Genomic DNA, 17,183 nt, shown 5'->3' on the forward strand with positions numbered 1-17,183 from the left:
CCCGGGCGATCCTAGGGAGACCCGGGATCCAGATGCTCCGGCACATCTCCCGGGTCGGGTCTTCGGCCGGCCCGGGATGATGGCAGCAGGAGATGGCGTATCCGTACGTCGGTCCTTGGCAGCATTTTCAGGATGAGTTGAGCAAGGCATGTTCGAACTTCTCGGAATTCCACCACAAGCGCTGTTCGGCCAGGTCCTGCTTGGCCTGATCAACGGCTCGTTCTATGCCATCCTCAGCCTCGGGCTGGCGGTGATCTTCGGGCTACTCAACATCATCAACTTCACCCATGGCGCGCAGTATATGATGGGCGCCTTCGTGGCCTGGATGTGCCTGAACTATCTCGGCATCAACTACTGGGCCGCATTGCTGCTGGCACCGCTGATCGTCGGGATCGTGGGCGTCCTGATCGAGCGGTTCCTGATCTCGCGGCTGGCCCATCTCGACCACCTCTACGGGCTGCTGCTGACCTTCGGCCTCGCACTGATCATCCAGGGCCTGTTCCGCAACAATTACGGCTCGTCGGGCCTGCCCTATCAGATCCCGCCGCAGCTGGCGGGCGGGCATAATCTCGGCTTCATGTTCCTGCCGAACTACCGCGCCTGGGTCGTCATCGCGTCGCTCGTCATCTGCCTGGCGACCTGGTTCGTGATCGAGAAGACGAGGCTCGGCGCCTATCTTCGCGCCGCCACCGAGAACCCGACGCTGACACAGGCCTTCGGTATCAATGTGCCGCTGCTGGTGACCCTGACCTACGGCTTCGGCGTCGCTCTGGCGGCGTTCGCCGGCGTGCTCGCGGCGCCGATCTACTCGGTCAATCCAAACATGGGGGCCGACCTGATCATCGTCGTCTTCGCCGTCGTCGTGATCGGCGGCATGGGCTCGATCATGGGCGCGATCGTCACTGGGTTCGGCCTCGGCCTGATCGAAGGCGTGACCAAGGTTTTCTATCCCGAAGCGTCCGCGACCGTGATCTTCATCATCATGGTCCTGGTGCTGCTGGTGAAACCAGCCGGGTTGTTCGGGCGGCCCGCATGATGGCGCCGTCCCGCATGATTGGAAGGAGCTGACCATGGCCGACGCGCTTTCCGCCGACGTTCCCGCGGGCGGCCTCGCAGTCACCGAGACCACGAAGGGAACCGAGCGCCTGCATCGGGCGATCTTCATCGGGCTCGCGGTCCTGGTCGCCGTCGCGCCTTTCCTCGCCTATCCCGTCTTCGTGATGAAGGTGATGTGCTTTGCGTTGTTCGCGCTCGCCTTCAACCTTCTGCTTGGCTATGGCGGCCTGCTCTCCTTCGGCCATGCGGCCTATTTCGGCATGGCAAGCTATGTCAGCGCCTATACGGCCAAGAACTGGGGCTTGACGCCCGAGCTCGCGATCCTGTCCGGGACGCTGATCGCCGGTATGCTTGGCGCCGTCTTCGGCTCGCTCGCGATCCGCCGGCAAGGCATCTACTTCGCCATGATCACGCTGGCGCTGGCGCAGATGGTGTTCTTCTTCTCGCTGCAGACACCGCGCTTCACGGGCGGCGAGGATGGCATCCAGTCAGTGCCCCGTGGCAAGCTCTTCGGCCTGATCAGCCTCGCCGACGACCGGGCGCTGTATTACGTGGTCGCAGTCATCTTCATGGCCGGGCTGCTGCTGATCTACCGCATCATCCATTCGCCCTTCGGCCAGGTCTGCAAGGCGATCCGGGACAACGAGCCGCGCGCGATCTCGCTCGGCTACCGCGCCAATCGCTACAAGCTCGCGGTCTTCGTCCTCTCGGCTGCGCTGGCGGGGCTGGCGGGCGCGACCAAGGCCATCGTCTTCCAGCTCGCCTCACTCACCGACGTGCACTGGTCAATGTCCGGCGAAGTCGTGCTGATGACGCTGGTCGGCGGTCTCGGAACCGTGTTCGGGCCGATCGTCGGCGCGCTCGTCATCGTCTCGATGCAGAATTATCTCGCCAGCCTTGGCGCCTGGGTCACGGTCGTGCAGGGCGTGATCTTCGTGATCTGCGTGATGCTGTTCCGCGAGGGCATCGTCGGCGTGATCTCGAGGGCCATCAAGCGACCGCTCTGACCTCAGCGCGGCCGCATCAGGAAATCAGCGACGGCTGCCCGGTCGGCCTCGCGGCCGAGCCCGGGCGCGCTCATCCAGCTGCCTTTGAACATGGCCTCGGGATCGGCGAGATAGGCTTTCAGCCTATCCGCGTCCCAGCTGAGGCCCTGCGCGCCGGCCGCTTTCAGCGCCGGCGAGTAATCGAACCCCGTAGCCGTGCCGATGCGGCGGCCGGACAGACCGGCGAGATGCGGACCCGCCATGCCCGGCTTAGTCGGGTCGAGGCTGTGGCAGGCCTGGCAGGTCGCGAACAGACGCTCGCCCGCCCCGCTCTCCTGGGCTGCGCCAGGCTGCGCGGCAAACAGAACCGCCGTGATCGCAGATGCGACAGGCGCGCTCCTCACGCCTGCTTCACCGTCTGGATCCGAACAAGTCGGTCATTGCCGCTCTCGCCGCCCCAGGCCTCGCCGGAACGCCCATCCATCTGGCGGACATTGGCGCCGGGCTTGTCGCTCGGGAGACTGCTGAAGGCTTCGGTGACGGGATCGAAATGGACGATGGCATTGGCCGAAAAGTCCGTCAGCCAGACCTTGTCCGCATCATCGACATAGACCGAATAGGTGCGCGGTTTGTCACCCGGCAATTTCCATGTCTTCCAGCTGTTGCTGAGCGTGTCATAGGCCGAGACGTTGCCGGAATTCCATTCGCTGACCCAGATGCGATTCTTCGAATCCGACCAGACCCGCCGCGCGCCCTGACCAGGCGTCGGTGGTTCGACCACCGTGATCTCGAAGGTGCCGGGATTGATCTGGGCAATATGGTTGCCCGCCAGCGAGGCGTACCAGATCTCGCCGGAGGGCGTTCTGGTGATGCCATAGGCGCCCGGCCCGCGTGGCGCATCCTTGATCTCCATCCTGGCGGTCTTCGGATCGAAGCGACCGACGATCCCATTCTGGCCCGTGAACCAGAGAATGCCTTCCTTATCGAAGACCCCGGTATTGAGATTGGCGCTCTCGCGCCCCGCTGGCAGCTTGAAGAGATCGACCTTGTGGGTCTTGTCGTCGACGCGGGCAATGGCGTTCTGGCCACCTTCCGTCACCCAGGCGGCTCCATCCGGCCCCCTGATCACGCCATGGGGTGCGGCCCGCTGGCCGAGTTCGACCACCTTGAGCTGGCTCGAACGCGGATCGAAGCGGCCGAGCGTGCCGTTGCGCTGACCGCAGACCCAGATCGTGCCGTCGCCGGCATCGGTGACATCGCGCGAGCCCTTGATCGCGGGGATATCGAAATAGGTGATGTTGAATCTGGACCCCGGCGCCGTCGGTCCGGCCGCCGCCGCCCGGCCGACCAGGGCCGGCGCCGCAAGCCCGACGAGGCCAAGCTGAAGAAAGGACCGGCGCAGCATGAAGCGTCTCCTCCTGTACCGGCCGGGCGCAACGCCTCGGCCGGTTTCCAGCTTGGGACGACAAGATGGTGAAACTGCGCCGACTCTCCCCTGCCGCTCAGAGCTGCCGTCGAACTCCGACGGGCAGGCTCGAAACCCGCGCCATTTCGCCGCTCAGGAAACGTTCCGGCGCCACCAGATAGTCACGCGCCATCGTCATGGCGTCGACGCCCCAGAAGACTTCGCCGTCGATCAGCAGGCTCGGCACGCCGAAGACCCCCGCCGCGACGGCCTTTTCCGTGGCCAGGCGCAGCGCATCCTTGACCGGCTGTTCGCCGATCCGGCCGAGCGCAGCAGGATCTCCGGCCGCGGCCGCCACCTCGGCCAGCACGGCTGGATCGTTACCGTCGCGCCCCCGCCCCCAGATCAGCCGAAAGGCTTCGCGGACCGCGCCCTTCTGCCCATCGAGCGCGGTCAACAGGCGCAGCATGGCGAGCGGGTTGAACGGGTGGCTCGGCGGGAAGCGGAAGGGCACGCCCAGCGATCGGGCCAGGTGCGTCGCGAGACGATAGGTGTGGACACGCTTCGGCGCGATCTCGGCCGGGCCGAGCTGGCCCCAATGCTTGAGCACGGCACCAAAGACGATCGGCTTCATCACGACAGGCCGCAGCTCTTCAATCGCGTCGAGCTTCGTCAATGCCAGATAGGCAAAGGGTGAGATGAGGTCGAAATACCAGATGGCAGGCTTGGTCATTCGCATCCTCATTTGATCAGCTTGGACACGGCGCGAAATTGCGGGTGGTCCGCCGTCCGCAGCCATTCGAACAGGACCATCTCGGTCGTGACCATCTCGGCGCCATGAGCGGACATGCGCCGGATCGCAGCCTCCTTGTTCTCCGCAGCGCGTGAGCCGATCGCGTCCTGCACCACGAGGACGCGGCGCCATTGCGTCAGCAGCCCAAGAACCGTCTGGCCGACACAAACATGCGCCTCGCAACCGCAGACAATCAGCTCTTCGTCCTCTTCCAGCGCGCCGAGAAAGGCCGGTTCGGCACAGGCATCGAAGCTCATCTTGGTCACCACCGGACCGGCGCCCGACAGTTCCGGCACCGTGCTGCCGAGCCCGGCCGGGTTCTGCTCGGTCATCACCACGGGAACATCGAGCAGGGCCGCCGCCTCGACGAGCCGTCGTGCATTCGCGACCATGCGCGGCCCGTCATGGATCACGGGCATCAGGCGCGCCTGAAAATCGATGATGACGAGGCGGGCGCGCTCGACCTTCAGCAGTGTCATGGACGCTCTCCCTTCATCAGCAATTGTCCGACCTGGACATCGACATAGCGTTCCATCAGGGCGCGCGCCTGCGCCCCGAACATCCTCAGCCGCTGCGTATGGGCGAGCAACAGCACGCCCGAAGCATGGGCGAAGGCATCGGCCATGGCCAGCCGTGCCGTCTCCTGATCGCGGCCCATCTGTTCGACCGCGTGCCTGATTGGCGAGAGCCCCGCCTCCAGGGCCTCGTTCAGGGCCTTGTCCCGCTCGCGGCCGAGCCCATGGGGGCGCATGCCGCCACGGAACAGGTAGAAGCCGAGATCGAGATCCCTGGGATGGGCCGCATAGAAATCGAAGAAGGCGAGCGCTGCCAGGCGGAAGCGGGCTTCTGGCGCAGCAGCCCCTTCGACCGCCTTGTCGACATGGTCGCGCAGTGCCGACAGCGACTGGCCAAGGACCTCGGCATAGAGCGCCTCCTTGGAATCGAAATGGAAGTAGAGCGCCGCCGGCGTATAACCGGCCTCAGCCGCGATGCCGCGCAGCGAGGCGCCATCCAGCCCATCGCGCTCGAAGACCGTGCGTGCGGCGTCGAGGATCAGCCCACGCCTGAGTTCCGTGACCGCCCGCTTGCGGCGACCTCGCATCGTCTCGGCCACTGCCACCTCGGCATCGCTCCAGATTTGAGTTGACGGAAATTCTAACGGCGTTCAATTTTACGGGCAACACTCAAATATCAAGAGGACACGCCCATGCTGATGGATGCTGCGGGCTACCGCGAGTCGCTGCGCGCCTATCATCCGCGTGTTTTCGTCAATGGCCAGCGTGTCGAGAGCGTGGCTGACGAGCCCTTGCTGGCACCCGGCATCAACGCGGTCGGGCTTGCCTACGGCCTCGCCCATCAGGAGGCCCATCTCCCGGTGATGACGGCGCGGCAGACAAGCTCCGGCAAGACCGTCAACCGCATGCTGCACATCAACGAAGGCTCCGGCGACCTGCTCGCCAAGCTCGAGGCGGTTCGGCTGGTCTGCAAGATCTCGGGCTGCGCCCAGCGCTATCTCAGCCATGATGCGCTGAATGCGCTCTGGCAGGCGACAGCGCTCACCGACGCCCGTCACGGAACCGATTATGCGCAACGCTTCCGCGCCTATCTGCACGAGGTTCAGGACAAGGACCTGACGCTCGGCGTCGCCATGACCGACGCCAAGGGTGACCGTTCGAAGCGACCGGGCGCACAGGCGAACCCGGATTCCTATGTTCACATCAAGGAGCGGCGGAAGGACGGCATCGTCATTCGCGGCACCAAGGCCATCGTCACCGGCGCGCCCTATATGCACGAATTCCTGGTGATGCCCTGCCGAACCCACGTGCCGGGCGACGAGGATTTCGCGGTCTGCTGCGCCGTGCCCTGCGATGCCGCGGGCGTCACCATCGTAGCGCGACCTGCCGGACGCCCCGGAGATCGAGCCGCGAAATTCTCGTCGCAATACGGCCAGTCGACCGGCGTCGTGATGTTCGACGATGTCTTCGTGCCATGGGACCGCGTCTTCCTTGCCGGCGAGACCGAGGAAGGCGGCTTCCTGACCACGAGCTACGCGACGCATCACCGCCATTCCTGCATCGGCGCCAGAGCCGGGTTCGGCGATCTCCTGATCGGCGCCGGCGCACTGATGATCGAGGCCAACGGGCTCGATACCGAGCGCCACGGCCATGTCCGCGAACAGATGGTCGAGTTGATCAAGATCACCGAAGGATTTTTCGCCTGCGGTGTCGCGGCCTCCGTCTACTGCCAGAAAGATCCAGCAGGCTCGGTGATGCCTGACAGCGTCTTCTCCAATATCGGCAAGCTGCTGTTGGCCACGCAGATCTACGACATGCACCGCATCGCCCATTACGTATCGGGCGGGTTGATCGTGGCGCTGCCAGGCCCGGATGAGGACCATAATCCCGAGACCGCTGCCTCGTTGTCTGCCGTGCTCGCGGGCCGCCCCGATATCCCGCACGCGCAGCGCGCCGAGGTCGCGCGCTTCATCGAGGATCTCACCGTCTCGAAGGAGGCCGGCTGGTATTCGGTGATCTCGCTGCATGGCGGCGGCTCGCCGGAAGCGATGAAGCGCGAGATCTGGCGCAACTACCCGGTGGCGGAGAAGGTCGAACTGGTCGAGAGCCTGCTCGGACGGGGCGTCCTCGCCGATGGCGGCAGGGTCTCGAAGCAGCCTGGGCGCTGTTGTGTCGCCGGTTGCGAGGTGCCGGAAATGCCGGGCGGGGCCCCGCGCGAAGCGGCTGAATAGCGCAACCCGTCAGCCTCTGATCCCCTTCATTCCCCGTCCCGGGACGGGATAGCCGGCGCGCCGGACCTGACCAGAGGACCAACATGACCGTGCACGCCCTTGCCTCGACCCATCAGGTGCTGAACCAGGCGCGCCCAGCCACGGGCTGGAACGCCTTCTCCGACGACGCGGTGCTGCAGGGCGTCGTCACGCGCCAGGCTCCCTGGGTTGCAGGCAGAGCGATGGCGCTCGGCGCCCATGCCGGCGATGAGACGGTGCAGGATCTGGCGCGTCTCGCCAACAGGTTTACGCCGGAACTCAGGACGCATGATCGCTTCGGCAACCGCATCGACTGGGTCGAATTTCATCCAGCCTGGCACGAATTGATGGCGCTCGCCTTCCGGCACGAGGTGCCCTCGCTGGCCTGGACGACGACGGAGCCGAACGGCCATGTCGCGCGTGGCGTCCTCTCCTATGTCTGGAACCAGATCGAACATGGGGTCGGCTGCCCGACCGGCATGACCTATGCCGCCTGGCCGGGCCTGGCCCAGCCTGAGTTCTCGCTCTGGCGCGAGAAGATCACCTCTGGCCAGTATGACAAGCGCCCACTCCCGGTCTCACAGAAGACAGGGGCGAGCATCGGCTATGCGATGACCGAGAAGCAGGGCGGATCGGACCTCCGGCAGACCCAGACGACCGCGCGCTATCTGGAGGATACGCCGGAGGGGCGCGTCTATCTGATCACCGGACACAAATGGTTCTTCTCGGTCCCGCAATCGGACGGGTTCTTCACACTCGCGCGCAGCGAGAGCGGCGTCTCCTGCTTCTTCGCCCCCGGCTTCCTGCCGGATGGCAGCCGCAACCGGCTGCAGATCCAGCGGCTGAAGGACAAGGCGGGGAACCGCTCGAACGCCTCGTCGGAGGTCGAATTCCGCGAGTGCCTGGGCTGGCTGGTCGGCGAAGAGGGGCACGGCATCCGCGAGATCCTCGGCCACGCCCATCTGACCCGGCTGGATTTCGCCATCGGCTCGGCGGGGCTGATGCGGCAGGCGCTGACCCTGGCGCTCAACCACACACAATCGCGCAGGGGCTTTGGCTCCTCGCTGGCCGAACAGCCGATGATGACCAATATTCTTGCCGATCTCGCAATCGACTCCGAAGCCTCGACCCTGATGGCCTTCCGCGTCGCCGCCGCAACGGACGCGATGGAGAGCAGCGAGCAGGAGCGGCATGTCGCACGGGTTTCGACACCGCTGGCGAAATTCTGGAACTGCAAGCGCGCGGCCGCCTTCGTCGTCGAGGCGCTGGAATGCCATGGCGGCAACGGCTTCATCGAGGAGAACCCGATGGCACGGCTCTATCGCGAGGCGCCGCTGAACGCGATCTGGGAAGGCACCTCGAACATGATGTGCATGGACGTCCTGCGCTCGTTCAACCGCGATCCACATACGAAGGAGGCCTTCATGGCCGAGCTCGGCTCCGCTCGGGGCGTCAACCGTGCGCTCGACCGCTGGCTCGACAGGCTCGGCGACGAGGTGGCCAAACCGCGCAATGACGACGGCCATGGCCGCCGGCTCGCCAACCTGATGGCCTATGCGCTGCAGGCCTCGGAGCTGAAGAAGCACGCGGACGAGGCGGTGTTCGAGACCTTCTGCCGCTCCAGGCTCGATGCCGACTGGGGTTATGTCTTCGGCACGCTCGATCCATCGCCGGAACTGGCCGGCATCGTGAAGCGCGCGAGCGTGGCGCGGGGGTGAGCCATTCTGGCCTCGCCGCCGGACGGGGCGGTGAAGAGAGCCCCGGGGGCCGTGCCCGAACCTGGATGGTTCAAGGCTGGCATGGACCCCGGTCCTGCGCTTCTCATCGGCCGGGTGACGCCCGGGTTCCGGGCGCACCAGGCCTTCAATCACGCGCAGCAGGCTGCGGCCATCGGCACCGTCTCGTACTCGTCGTGGCGCTTGACGAAACTCATGGTCGAGTCCTCATTGCGGCCCTTGGGGGCGCGGTCGAGGATCATCAGTGTGCCGATCAGCTCCTCCGGGCCCCGCGCATAGCTCGAATAGGTATGAAACACCTCGCCGGCTTCGTTGCGGATGAACGAGCTCAGTCCGGGCAGTTCGTCATGCGCATTGCCCACCGGCGTATCGGTGAAATTGTAGCGGACGCTCTCCCCCTTGAGCTGCTCGGGCGTGAACGAGACGTGGTAGTCGAAATTGAAGTCGCTGCCATGGGACGAGACCCAGGGGAAGCGCCAGCCCATGCGACGCTTATAGGCCTCGATCTTCTGCAGCGGCGCGCGCGAAACTGCGACCAATGTCACGTCGTGATTGTTCAGATGCGCCAGCGTGCCGTCGAGATGATCAGCCAGGAAGGAACAACCGGGGCAACCTGCCTCCCATTCCGGCCCGAACATGAAATGATAGATCATCAGCTGGCTGCGCCCGTCGAACAGCTCCGCCAGCCGCCGCCTCCCTGTCAGGGTGTCGAAGACATAGTTCTTCTCGACCCGGACCCAGGGCAAGGCGCTTCGCTCGGCATTCACCGCGTCGCGCAGACGCGTCTCTTCCTTCTCGCGGGCGAGCAGAACCTTGCGCGCGGCAAGCCAGTCCTCGCGTGAAACAACCGGGTGTTGCTGCATGGCCTTCCTCCTTCAGAAACGCCCCTCTTGACAAGATAAGTTGATATCAACATAAAAACTTCATGTCAAAGCCCATCCCCCTTTCCGCCGAGAACCGACTGCCCTTCGAGACCACATTGCATGTGCGGGACCATTGCCTGTGCCTGCATGTGCAGCGGGCAGCCAGGGCACTTGCGCGGCGCTTTGACGAGGCTTTGCGACCGTTTGAGCTGACGAACCAGCAATTCTCGCTGCTGATGTCGCTCAATCGCCCGCAACCACCGAGCCTCGGCCCGGTGGCAAACCTCCTTGCCATGGACCGCACCACCCTGACGGCGGCGCTCAAGCCGCTCGAGCGGCGCGGTCTCGTTTCGGTCGACAGCGATCCGGATGATCGGCGCAGCCGGCTGCTGACATTGCAGCCAGCCGGGCATGCATTGCTCCTCCTCGCCGTCCCGACCTGGGAGCGCATCCACCGCGAGGTCGACGCGCTCTTGCCCGGGACGGATCCTGACCGTTTCCGGCACGATCTCAGGGCACTGTCCCAGCCCTGACTGCTACCGCCTATGGCGGCGGCCGTTTCCCAACCCACACCACCAAAAACAAGCAAGGAACGACCATGCCCCAGATGATCTTCGTCAACCTGCCGGTGAAGGACCTGCAGAAGTCCATGGCCTTCTTCAAGGCGCTCGGTTTCAACTTCAACCCGCAATTCACCGATGACACCGCCGCCTGCATGGTGATCAGTGACACCATCTTCGCAATGCTGCTGACGCACGAGAAATTCGCAGGCTTTGCACCGCAGCCGATTGCCGACGCGACCAAGGTCACCGAGGTCCTGACCTGCCTGTCGCGCGAAAGCCGCGCCGATGTCGACACGATGGTCAATGCTGCGGTCGCCGCCGGCGGCAAGACCTATGCGAAACCGCAGGACCACGGCTTCATGTATGGCCACGGCTTCCAGGATCTCGACGGCCATGTCTGGGAGGTGATGTGGATGGATCCCGCGGCCGTGCAGCAAGGCTGAGCAGGCCGCCTGAAAAAAGGGCAGCGATACTGCCCTTTTCCTCTTGCAGTCGCGAGAGTGCCGCCCTATCTCCTGTGCACCGCAGCAGAGATGCTGTGGCGCCCTCCTTGGGCGTTTCCTCCCTAGACTTCGGGCTGCGCCTTTGGCGTGGCCCTTTTTTCTTGGGTGATGGCCGCCCAGCGCCCCCAGTCGGGACGACGCTGAGCCCAGCGCGACACACGTCATGCCGCCAGGCTCGCCGGCCTCGAGATGCCGACCGCTCCATGCGCGATCGAAGAGGAGGCGCCGCTATCTCCCCATCACGGCGCCTCCTCCCGCGGGCCGAGGCCTCGCCCGGGTATTCCCGGTACGAGTAACGACGCGCGCAGGGAGCATTCACTGCTTCGACCTGCACTCGAGGCCAGGCGATCGGTATCGCGTCAGATCACTCACGCGACGCGTCCTGAAAGCGAAACACCGAGCACACTCCGCATAGGGAGGCGGGCCGATCTGTTCGATGACGCGGGCATTAATGCTTCGTCATGCTACATCGAGCCGGATCGGAGCCAAGGCCGCGCTAACCCGCCAGAAGCTCATCAGGGCTCAGGATCACCGCACCGAAATGGTGGCGCCAGAGCCGGACACCCAATTCGCCGGAACGATCCAAGGAGGAGCCGACGGTCAACCAACTCAGGAGCGCCGGACTGAGCCCGGCATCAAAGAGGGCAAAGCCGGCGGCGAGGACGCAGGTGTCGGCCTGCAGGCCGCAGACCAGCACACGCTCCAGCTGCATGCCTTGGAGATGGTCGATCATCGCGGCCGGCGGCAGATAGCCGTGCTTGACGAAGACGCGATCGGCGGGAACCAGGCTCTCGTCCGACAGGCCGGGTTTCCAGCCCAACTGACGCTCGAAAGGCGTCACCGCCTCGTCATGCCTCTCGACCGTCGCGACTGAGGGCATACCGGCTACGACAGCCGCAATACCCTGGATCAGCCATTCCGGCGGCGAAAAGCTGGCTTGCACGTCCACGATCAGCAGGGCCTGGCGCATGCTGCGTTTAAGCGCGGGCAGCCTTCGGCTGCAACTCCGATGGCTGTCATTCGACCGAGCTCATGCACGCGGCCGGAATGCCCGCGCCTTAGCATCGGCCCGAAAAGTGGATTGGGGTTTTTCGGGGAAGCCGATGCAAAGACAAAGGGTTAGATCATCGGACTGGATACGATATCCGGTCCGATGATCTAGAAGCTGACCCTGACCTGGGCCTGGCCGCCGAGGCGGTTGGTGGAGCCGGAGAGTTCGCCGTCGAGCCGGGCGCCGAGCGTGACGGAGGGGCTGAGCCTGAGGTCGAGCCCGGCGGCGAGCAGCGCGCTGTTGCGGGCGGGCCTGGCCCCCTCGACCGCGAAGCCTGAGCCGGTCAGGCCGGCAATCGAGGCGGAGAGACCGGCGTCACGCTGGTAGTAATGCGCCCAGCTCGCCCGGAGATAGCCGGCGACTGGCAACCCGTTCAGGCTATTGGCATAATCGAGCTGCAGGCCAAGCTCGCTGCGCGAGGTGATGTCGTTGCGCCGGGCGAGCGCCAGCGCGCCGGCATTGGCCCCGGCCCAGTTCGCCTCGATCAGGCCCGGGCTGCGGGCCTGGATCGCCTGCAGCGCCGCCAGCGGCGAGAGCGTCAGGCCGTTCCATGACAGCACCGCGGCGCTCGCCTGCAGCCGGCCGCTCCAGGCGGTGGTGGCATAGGACGAGGACAATGCGCTGCCGAGCACCGGGATACTGCGCTTGATCTCGTTCTCGAGCCGGCCATAGCCGAAGGCAGCGGCAAGATTGACCGGCCCGAGCCGGGTCGTGCCGTAGAGGCCGGCCTGGAAGACATCGGCCTCGGCCTTGCCGAGACCGCCGGCGAGCGAGGACCGGGCGCTGCCGCCGGAGACCGCAAAGCCCGCAACCGTGCCGGGCATGATCCGAAAATCGGCGCCGACGGCGAGATGGGCATCGTCGAGATCGCGCTTGGCCGAGCCGACCCTGGTCGATCCGTCGGTGCGGCCGACCGAGCCGAAGGCTGCGCCCCAGACGGTGTATGGCGGCGGATCGAGGAAAGCCGGCGCGGTCGGTGCGTCGGCGCCCTTGCGGACGAGGCCGGAGAAGGAGGCTTCGCCGGGAGCAGCCCCCGCGCTGCCGCGGCCCGCCGCGAAGGGATCGAGCATCGCACGCAGGAACTGGTCGGCGGCCGAGACCGCCATTGCCGGCGCTGCGGTATGCGCCTCGCCCGAAAGCTGGTTCACCGCCCCGGGGATTGCTGCGGCCGGCAGGTTGTAGATGCCGAACAGCGCCGACGGATCGGCTCCGCCCGCCACCGCCCGATCGAGGCCTGCGGCAACCGAAAAGGCGTTCAAGAGCGATGCGACGAAGCCGGCCAGCGGCTTTGGCGCAAGGGTCAGCATCACGTCGTTTGCGGTATAGGCCAGGCTGGTGGCGATGCCGGCTCCGAAGGGGCCGGTCGAATCGAGCGTGCCGAAGCGCGTCCCGCCGAGCCCGCCTTGCGTCGAGAGCAGCGTATAGCGCGTCGTGAAGGAATAGGGGCCGCCAAGTGCCACCAACCTGAGCGTCCCTGCGAGGCTCGCGGTGCCCGTGACATTGACCCGGTCTGCGACCGCGCCCTGGATCTCGGCCTCATAGACCGAGCCCGCGCCCATTGTCAGGGTGCCGTTGACCGTCAGCGTTCCCGGCGAATTGCCCGGCGCCAGCGTGCCGTTCACCACCGTCGAGGGCAACTGACCGGACCCGCCGAGCCGCGCACCCGCCGCAACGGTCAGCCCCGAAGAGGCCGCTAGCGATCCGTTCACGATCAACGAACCGCCGTTCACCGTCGTCGTCCCACGGAAGGTGTTTATGCCGCTCAGGGTCGTGGTCCCGCTTTCATGCAGGATCGCTCCAGTGCCGGTAATCGTTGCGCCAACCGTATAATTCGAAGCGGTATGGTTGAACACGAGCCGCCCGGAGCCGCGTCCGAGGCGGATTTCCGCCACCTCGATGAAGCCGGGAGCGCGGGCGACTGCTCCTGCCGCTGCACCGATATTGACGGTCCCGGTCGAGCCGGCACTGTTGGCGATGACAAGCATGCCGCGGCCGTCATCGATACGCACGGTGCCGCCATTGTCGATCGTTGCTTCGGCGACGCCGAGATTCCCGACCATCAGGTAGGTGGTGCCGAGCCACTGGGAATTCGCGCCCGTCACTCTCAAATCGCCGCGAGAGCCAGCTTGCCAGGCGAGGATGCCCTGGTTCGTCTGGACAACAGCTCCGTTCGAGACGAGGCCACTGCCCTGGCCGCTCATGCCAAAGACCGAATAGCCCCCGACCTTCAGCTTTGTGCCGGCGCCATCGATGGTGAGCGAACCCCGGCCGGACGCAAACTCGCCGAAATTCGTATTGACCGTTACCGCAGCCGAACTGCCATTGGAGATAACGATATCGCCGCGTCCCGCGTAGCCACCCATCAACGTGCCGCGGATATTCCAGGTAGCGCCGCTGACGGTGACCGCGCCCACACCCGTCGCGTTGTAGCCGGCGGTGATCGCACGGTCATCGGCCTTGGCGCCGGCGAGAACCTGATAGGTGCCTTGCCCGGATTCGCCGACGATATGGCCGTTGCCATTATACCAGGTGGTCCCTGCTCCCGAGAGCGTGATCGTTCCGGCAGAGCCGGCGAAGGAGCCGGTCGTCACGAAAGCCGCAAAATTTGCCGCCGCACCGCCCGAAGCGGCGAAGCTGCCCTGGCCCCTGTAGCCGGCATAGAGGTAGTCGCCGGACCAGGCCCCGCCGATCAGGTTGGCCGATCCCACCTCTCCGGCGAGGTTTGCGACGGTCGTTGCGGCCGCGGTGAGCGAGCCGCCGGGCGACACCGTCAGCGATGATGTCATGCCGATCGCGCCAATGTGCAGCAGGTTTGCGGACGCCCCGGCAGCAGTAATGGACGGCGCAATCAGCGAGCCAGAGCCGATGGTCACTGTCGTAGCGCCAGTTGGAACGGCCCCCAGCGACCAGTTCGACGCTGTATGCCAGTCGGGAGAAGCGCCTTGCCATGCTGTTTGAGCCAGTGACGGCGTCACGCCAAGCGCAAACCAACTCACCGTCGACAAGGCCGCCAGCCCCGTGATGGCACGAGGATAACTTCGTAGCGGCCGCATGCGCCCCCCTGGGTCTTCAACGCCCAATAGCAAATGCATTCCGCAAGGGAATTCATAAAATTGTCAAGAAATTAGTAACCTATTTCATTCGGGAATTTGAACAGCCATTCACATCACATGGCCGCATCGAGTCGAAAGCGTCCGGCGCCCGGAATATTTCGAATCCTGATAAATAATCGACACGCACAATTACGGCACGTTCTCCGACGAAAATATATCAACCGCGAATTGTGATGTTATTTCGCACTCTCGGTGATCTTATAGCGTAGATAAACCTGCATACGGCGCATAAATTTACCACTGAAGCGTCGCCATGATCGCCATGCTCGGGAGTGGCGGGGTCTGACCGACTTCCTGGAAAGCGCTCAGCGGCGGCACCTTTACTAACCAGCCCACCCTAAGCAGATCTTCGAGAACCTCTCCCAAAGCGCAGCACGCCGCTCCCGACTGGTTGGCCCTGGGTCAAGACCGCAGAGCATTTGCCAACGAGCGCTTCACTGCCCGGCTGCTTGCGGAGGCGCGTCGATTGCGCGCCATCTCAGGATCATTGGTGCACGGCCTCAACAGCGGGAGCGGAATGCGCCTTCCATGCCGCGCAGAGACGAGAAAGGGCGTGCGCAGTGATGCACACGCCCCTTTTGGCAAACAGGGGCTCGCCGGGGCAACTCTCACAGAGGCTTGGACGCCGAAGCCGCCCCTGTACGACCAGATGCAAGCCGAGACCCGCGTCGTCCGACTGCCGGGATCGAGACACGATCTCGATCCGCATCCACCATCTTGGCTTCACCGCATCCCCTCAACCGGAAGGGATGCGGCAAGCCGCCCGGATCAGGCCGTGGCGTAGCCGACCGTGCCCTTGATCTCGAGGAATTCCTCGAGGCCGAAATCGGCATATTCACGGCCATTGCCCGATTGCTTGTAGCCACCGAAGGGGGCGCCAGCATCCCAGGCCGGGTAGTTGATGTAGACATTGCCGCTGCGCATCTGCGCCGCGACCTTGCGGGCACGTTCCAGCGAACCGGACTGGACATAGGACGCAAGCCCGTAAGGCGTGTCATTGGCGCGGGTGACGACCTCCTCTTCCGTCCGATAGGGCAGAATCGAGAGCACCGGCCCAAAGATCTCTTCGCGCGCGATCGTCATGTCGTCCGTGACATTGGCGAACACGGTCGGGCGGACGAAATAGCCGCGATTGAGCCCCTCGGGGCGACCCGGACCGCCGGTGACGAGATCGGCGCCATCCTTGATGCCGGCCTCGATCAGTGCCTGGATCTTGTTGTACTGCGTCTCGCTGACGACCGGCCCGAGCCAGGTGCCTTCCGCCGAAGCAGCGCCGACCTTGAGCGGCTCGGCCGTTGCCTTGGCGATTGCGACCGCCTTGTCATGCAGCTCCGCCGGCACGAACATCCGGGTCGGCGCGTTGCAAGACTGGCCGCTGTTGCGCATCACGCTCTCGACGCCGAGCTTCACCGCATAGCTCAGATCGGCATCGTCGAGGATGATGTTCGCCGACTTGCCGCCGAGTTCCTGATGCACGCGCTTGACGGTGTCGGCTGCCGCCTTGGCGACCAGAATGCCGGCGCGGGTCGAGCCGGTGAACGAGACCATATCGACCTGCGGATGGCGCGAAATCGCCTCGCCGACCGTCGGGCCATCGCCATTGACGAGATTGAACACGCCCTTCGGCACGCCCGCCTCGTGCATGACCTCCGCGAAGATGATCGCGTTCATCGGGGCGATCTCGCTTGGCTTCAGCACCATGGTGCAGCCCGCCGCGAGAGCCGGCGCGACCTTGCACATGATCTGGTTCAGCGGCCAGTTCCAGGGCGTGATCATGCCGACGACGCCGATCGGCTCCTTGGCGATCAGCGTCGTGCCGCGCAGCTCCTCGAACTCGAAGCTCTCGAGCGTCTCGATCATCTTGGCGAGATGCGCGGTGCCCATTCCGGCCTGTGCACGATGCGCCAGATCCTTCGGCGCACCCATCTCCTGCGACAGCGCGTCCGCGATATCGGCATAGCGCGCCTTGTAGGCCTCGAGCAGGCGGCGCATCAGGGCGAGGCGTTCCGCCTTCGACGTCGCGGCAAAGGCCGGGAAGGCGGCGCGTGCAGCAGCGACCGCCTTGTCGACGTCGGCCTCGGTGCCGAGCGCGATGGTGGCAAAGGCCTCCTCGGTCGAGGGGTCGATGACCTCGAGGGTCTTGTTGCCCATCGGCTGGACCCATTGGCCATCGATGTAGAATTGCAGGGCATGCGACATGGTGCGGTCTCCGGCGGCTGGGCTTTGGGGGGAGTAATGCTCGTCCCTGAACAGGCGATGTCCGGGGAACGGCAGCGAGGCGGCCGCAGCCCCTGAAGCTGGCGACCGTGATTGGCGGCGAACCCGGCCAGCGCGCATCGCCCTCGCGAGC

The 17,183-nt window shown here is 65.1% G+C and carries 15 protein-coding genes; 6 read left to right on the forward strand and 9 right to left on the reverse strand.

The window, feature by feature from the left end:
• Positions 1–148 precede the first annotated feature (148 nt).
• Positions 149–1,036: a branched-chain amino acid ABC transporter permease gene (locus AB4118_RS14440; protein ID WP_113518014.1), complete on the forward strand. Its 888-nt coding sequence runs from the start codon at positions 149–151 to the stop codon at positions 1,034–1,036.
• Between the two features lie 34 nt (positions 1,037–1,070).
• Positions 1,071–2,063, forward strand: a complete 993-nt coding sequence (locus tag AB4118_RS14445; protein ID WP_441490372.1) for a branched-chain amino acid ABC transporter permease — start codon at positions 1,071–1,073, stop codon at positions 2,061–2,063.
• A gap of 2 nt (positions 2,064–2,065) precedes the next feature.
• On the opposite strand, the gene AB4118_RS14450 is transcribed toward AB4118_RS14445, so the two are convergent.
• The 5 genes from AB4118_RS14450 to AB4118_RS14470 form a co-directional block, all read right to left on the reverse strand.
• Positions 2,066–2,446 (reverse strand): c-type cytochrome, encoded by a 381-nt coding sequence (locus AB4118_RS14450; protein ID WP_441490373.1) that lies wholly within the window; start codon positions 2,444–2,446, stop codon positions 2,066–2,068.
• Positions 2,443–3,447, reverse strand: a complete 1,005-nt coding sequence (locus AB4118_RS14455; protein ID WP_441490374.1) for a Vgb family protein — start codon at positions 3,445–3,447, stop codon at positions 2,443–2,445. Before AB4118_RS14455 ends, AB4118_RS14450 begins: the two co-directional genes overlap by 4 nt.
• A 97-nt stretch (positions 3,448–3,544) precedes the next feature.
• Complete coding sequence (locus tag AB4118_RS14460; RefSeq protein WP_441490375.1) at positions 3,545–4,180, reverse strand: 2-hydroxychromene-2-carboxylate isomerase; 636 nt, start codon at positions 4,178–4,180, stop codon at positions 3,545–3,547.
• Positions 4,181–4,188: 8 nt separating this feature from the next.
• A complete protein-coding gene (locus AB4118_RS14465) occupies positions 4,189–4,719 on the reverse strand; it encodes an isochorismatase family protein (protein WP_441490376.1) in 531 nt (176 codons plus the stop codon).
• Positions 4,716–5,354 carry a TetR/AcrR family transcriptional regulator gene (locus AB4118_RS14470; RefSeq protein ID WP_441490377.1) on the reverse strand — a complete coding sequence of 213 codons (639 nt, stop codon included), beginning with the start codon at positions 5,352–5,354 and terminating at the stop codon, positions 4,716–4,718. Before AB4118_RS14470 ends, AB4118_RS14465 begins: the two co-directional genes overlap by 4 nt.
• A gap of 93 nt (positions 5,355–5,447) precedes the next feature.
• Between AB4118_RS14470 and AB4118_RS14475 the strand changes: the two genes are divergently transcribed.
• Positions 5,448–6,986, forward strand: a complete 1,539-nt coding sequence (locus AB4118_RS14475; RefSeq protein ID WP_441490378.1) for a 4-hydroxyphenylacetate 3-hydroxylase family protein — start codon at positions 5,448–5,450, stop codon at positions 6,984–6,986.
• 83 nt (positions 6,987–7,069) lie between these two features.
• Positions 7,070–8,722 (forward strand): acyl-CoA dehydrogenase family protein, encoded by a 1,653-nt coding sequence (locus AB4118_RS14480; RefSeq protein ID WP_441490379.1) that lies wholly within the window; start codon positions 7,070–7,072, stop codon positions 8,720–8,722.
• Positions 8,723–8,871: 149 nt separating this feature from the next.
• On the opposite strand, the gene AB4118_RS14485 is transcribed toward AB4118_RS14480, so the two are convergent.
• Positions 8,872–9,603 carry a DUF899 domain-containing protein gene (locus AB4118_RS14485; RefSeq protein WP_441490380.1) on the reverse strand — a complete coding sequence of 244 codons (732 nt, stop codon included), beginning with the start codon at positions 9,601–9,603 and terminating at the stop codon, positions 8,872–8,874.
• Positions 9,604–9,665: 62 nt separating this feature from the next.
• Between AB4118_RS14485 and AB4118_RS14490 the strand changes: the two genes are divergently transcribed.
• Positions 9,666–10,136 (forward strand): MarR family winged helix-turn-helix transcriptional regulator, encoded by a 471-nt coding sequence (locus tag AB4118_RS14490; RefSeq protein ID WP_441490381.1) that lies wholly within the window; start codon positions 9,666–9,668, stop codon positions 10,134–10,136.
• Positions 10,137–10,201: 65 nt separating this feature from the next.
• Positions 10,202–10,609 (forward strand): VOC family protein, encoded by a 408-nt coding sequence (locus AB4118_RS14495; RefSeq protein ID WP_441490382.1) that lies wholly within the window; start codon positions 10,202–10,204, stop codon positions 10,607–10,609.
• A 556-nt stretch (positions 10,610–11,165) separates the two neighbouring features.
• Here the strand turns inward: AB4118_RS14495 and AB4118_RS14500 are convergent.
• The 3 genes from AB4118_RS14500 to AB4118_RS14510 all read right to left on the reverse strand — a co-directional run bounded on the left by AB4118_RS14500 (position 11,166) and on the right by AB4118_RS14510 (position 17,032).
• Positions 11,166–11,639, reverse strand: a complete 474-nt coding sequence (locus tag AB4118_RS14500) for a cysteine hydrolase family protein (protein ID WP_441490383.1) — start codon at positions 11,637–11,639, stop codon at positions 11,166–11,168.
• 188 nt (positions 11,640–11,827) lie between these two features.
• Positions 11,828–14,593 carry an autotransporter outer membrane beta-barrel domain-containing protein gene (locus AB4118_RS14505; RefSeq protein ID WP_441490384.1) on the reverse strand — a complete coding sequence of 922 codons (2,766 nt, stop codon included), beginning with the start codon at positions 14,591–14,593 and terminating at the stop codon, positions 11,828–11,830.
• A 1,008-nt stretch (positions 14,594–15,601) separates the two neighbouring features.
• Positions 15,602–17,032 (reverse strand): aldehyde dehydrogenase family protein, encoded by a 1,431-nt coding sequence (locus AB4118_RS14510; RefSeq protein ID WP_441490385.1) that lies wholly within the window; start codon positions 17,030–17,032, stop codon positions 15,602–15,604.
• Between the last annotated feature and the right edge of the window lie 151 nt (positions 17,033–17,183).

It is taken from the genome of Allobosea sp. 2RAB26 (assembly GCF_052115465.1).
Taxonomy (GTDB): domain Bacteria; phylum Pseudomonadota; class Alphaproteobacteria; order Rhizobiales; family Beijerinckiaceae; genus Allobosea.

What these genes read in the sequence shown, in the direction of transcription:
- AB4118_RS14445 (WP_441490372.1), top strand. Translation starts at nt 1,071, where the DNA reads ATGGCCGACGCGCTTTCCGCCGACGTTCCCGCGGGCGGCCTCGCAGTC.
- AB4118_RS14465 (WP_441490376.1), bottom strand. Translation starts at nt 4,719, where the DNA reads ATGACACTGCTGAAGGTCGAGCGCGCCCGCCTCGTCATCATCGATTTT.
- AB4118_RS14500 (WP_441490383.1), bottom strand. Translation starts at nt 11,639, where the DNA reads ATGCGCCAGGCCCTGCTGATCGTGGACGTGCAAGCCAGCTTTTCGCCG.
- AB4118_RS14490 (WP_441490381.1), top strand. Translation starts at nt 9,666, where the DNA reads ATGTCAAAGCCCATCCCCCTTTCCGCCGAGAACCGACTGCCCTTCGAG.
- AB4118_RS14455 (WP_441490374.1), bottom strand. Translation starts at nt 3,447, where the DNA reads ATGCTGCGCCGGTCCTTTCTTCAGCTTGGCCTCGTCGGGCTTGCGGCG.
- AB4118_RS14480 (WP_441490379.1), top strand. Translation starts at nt 7,070, where the DNA reads ATGACCGTGCACGCCCTTGCCTCGACCCATCAGGTGCTGAACCAGGCG.
- AB4118_RS14460 (WP_441490375.1), bottom strand. Translation starts at nt 4,180, where the DNA reads ATGACCAAGCCTGCCATCTGGTATTTCGACCTCATCTCACCCTTTGCC.
- AB4118_RS14440 (WP_113518014.1), top strand. Translation starts at nt 149, where the DNA reads ATGTTCGAACTTCTCGGAATTCCACCACAAGCGCTGTTCGGCCAGGTC.
- AB4118_RS14495 (WP_441490382.1), top strand. Translation starts at nt 10,202, where the DNA reads ATGCCCCAGATGATCTTCGTCAACCTGCCGGTGAAGGACCTGCAGAAG.
- AB4118_RS14510 (WP_441490385.1), bottom strand. Translation starts at nt 17,032, where the DNA reads ATGTCGCATGCCCTGCAATTCTACATCGATGGCCAATGGGTCCAGCCG.
- AB4118_RS14485 (WP_441490380.1), bottom strand. Translation starts at nt 9,603, where the DNA reads ATGCAGCAACACCCGGTTGTTTCACGCGAGGACTGGCTTGCCGCGCGC.
- AB4118_RS14475 (WP_441490378.1), top strand. Translation starts at nt 5,448, where the DNA reads ATGCTGATGGATGCTGCGGGCTACCGCGAGTCGCTGCGCGCCTATCAT.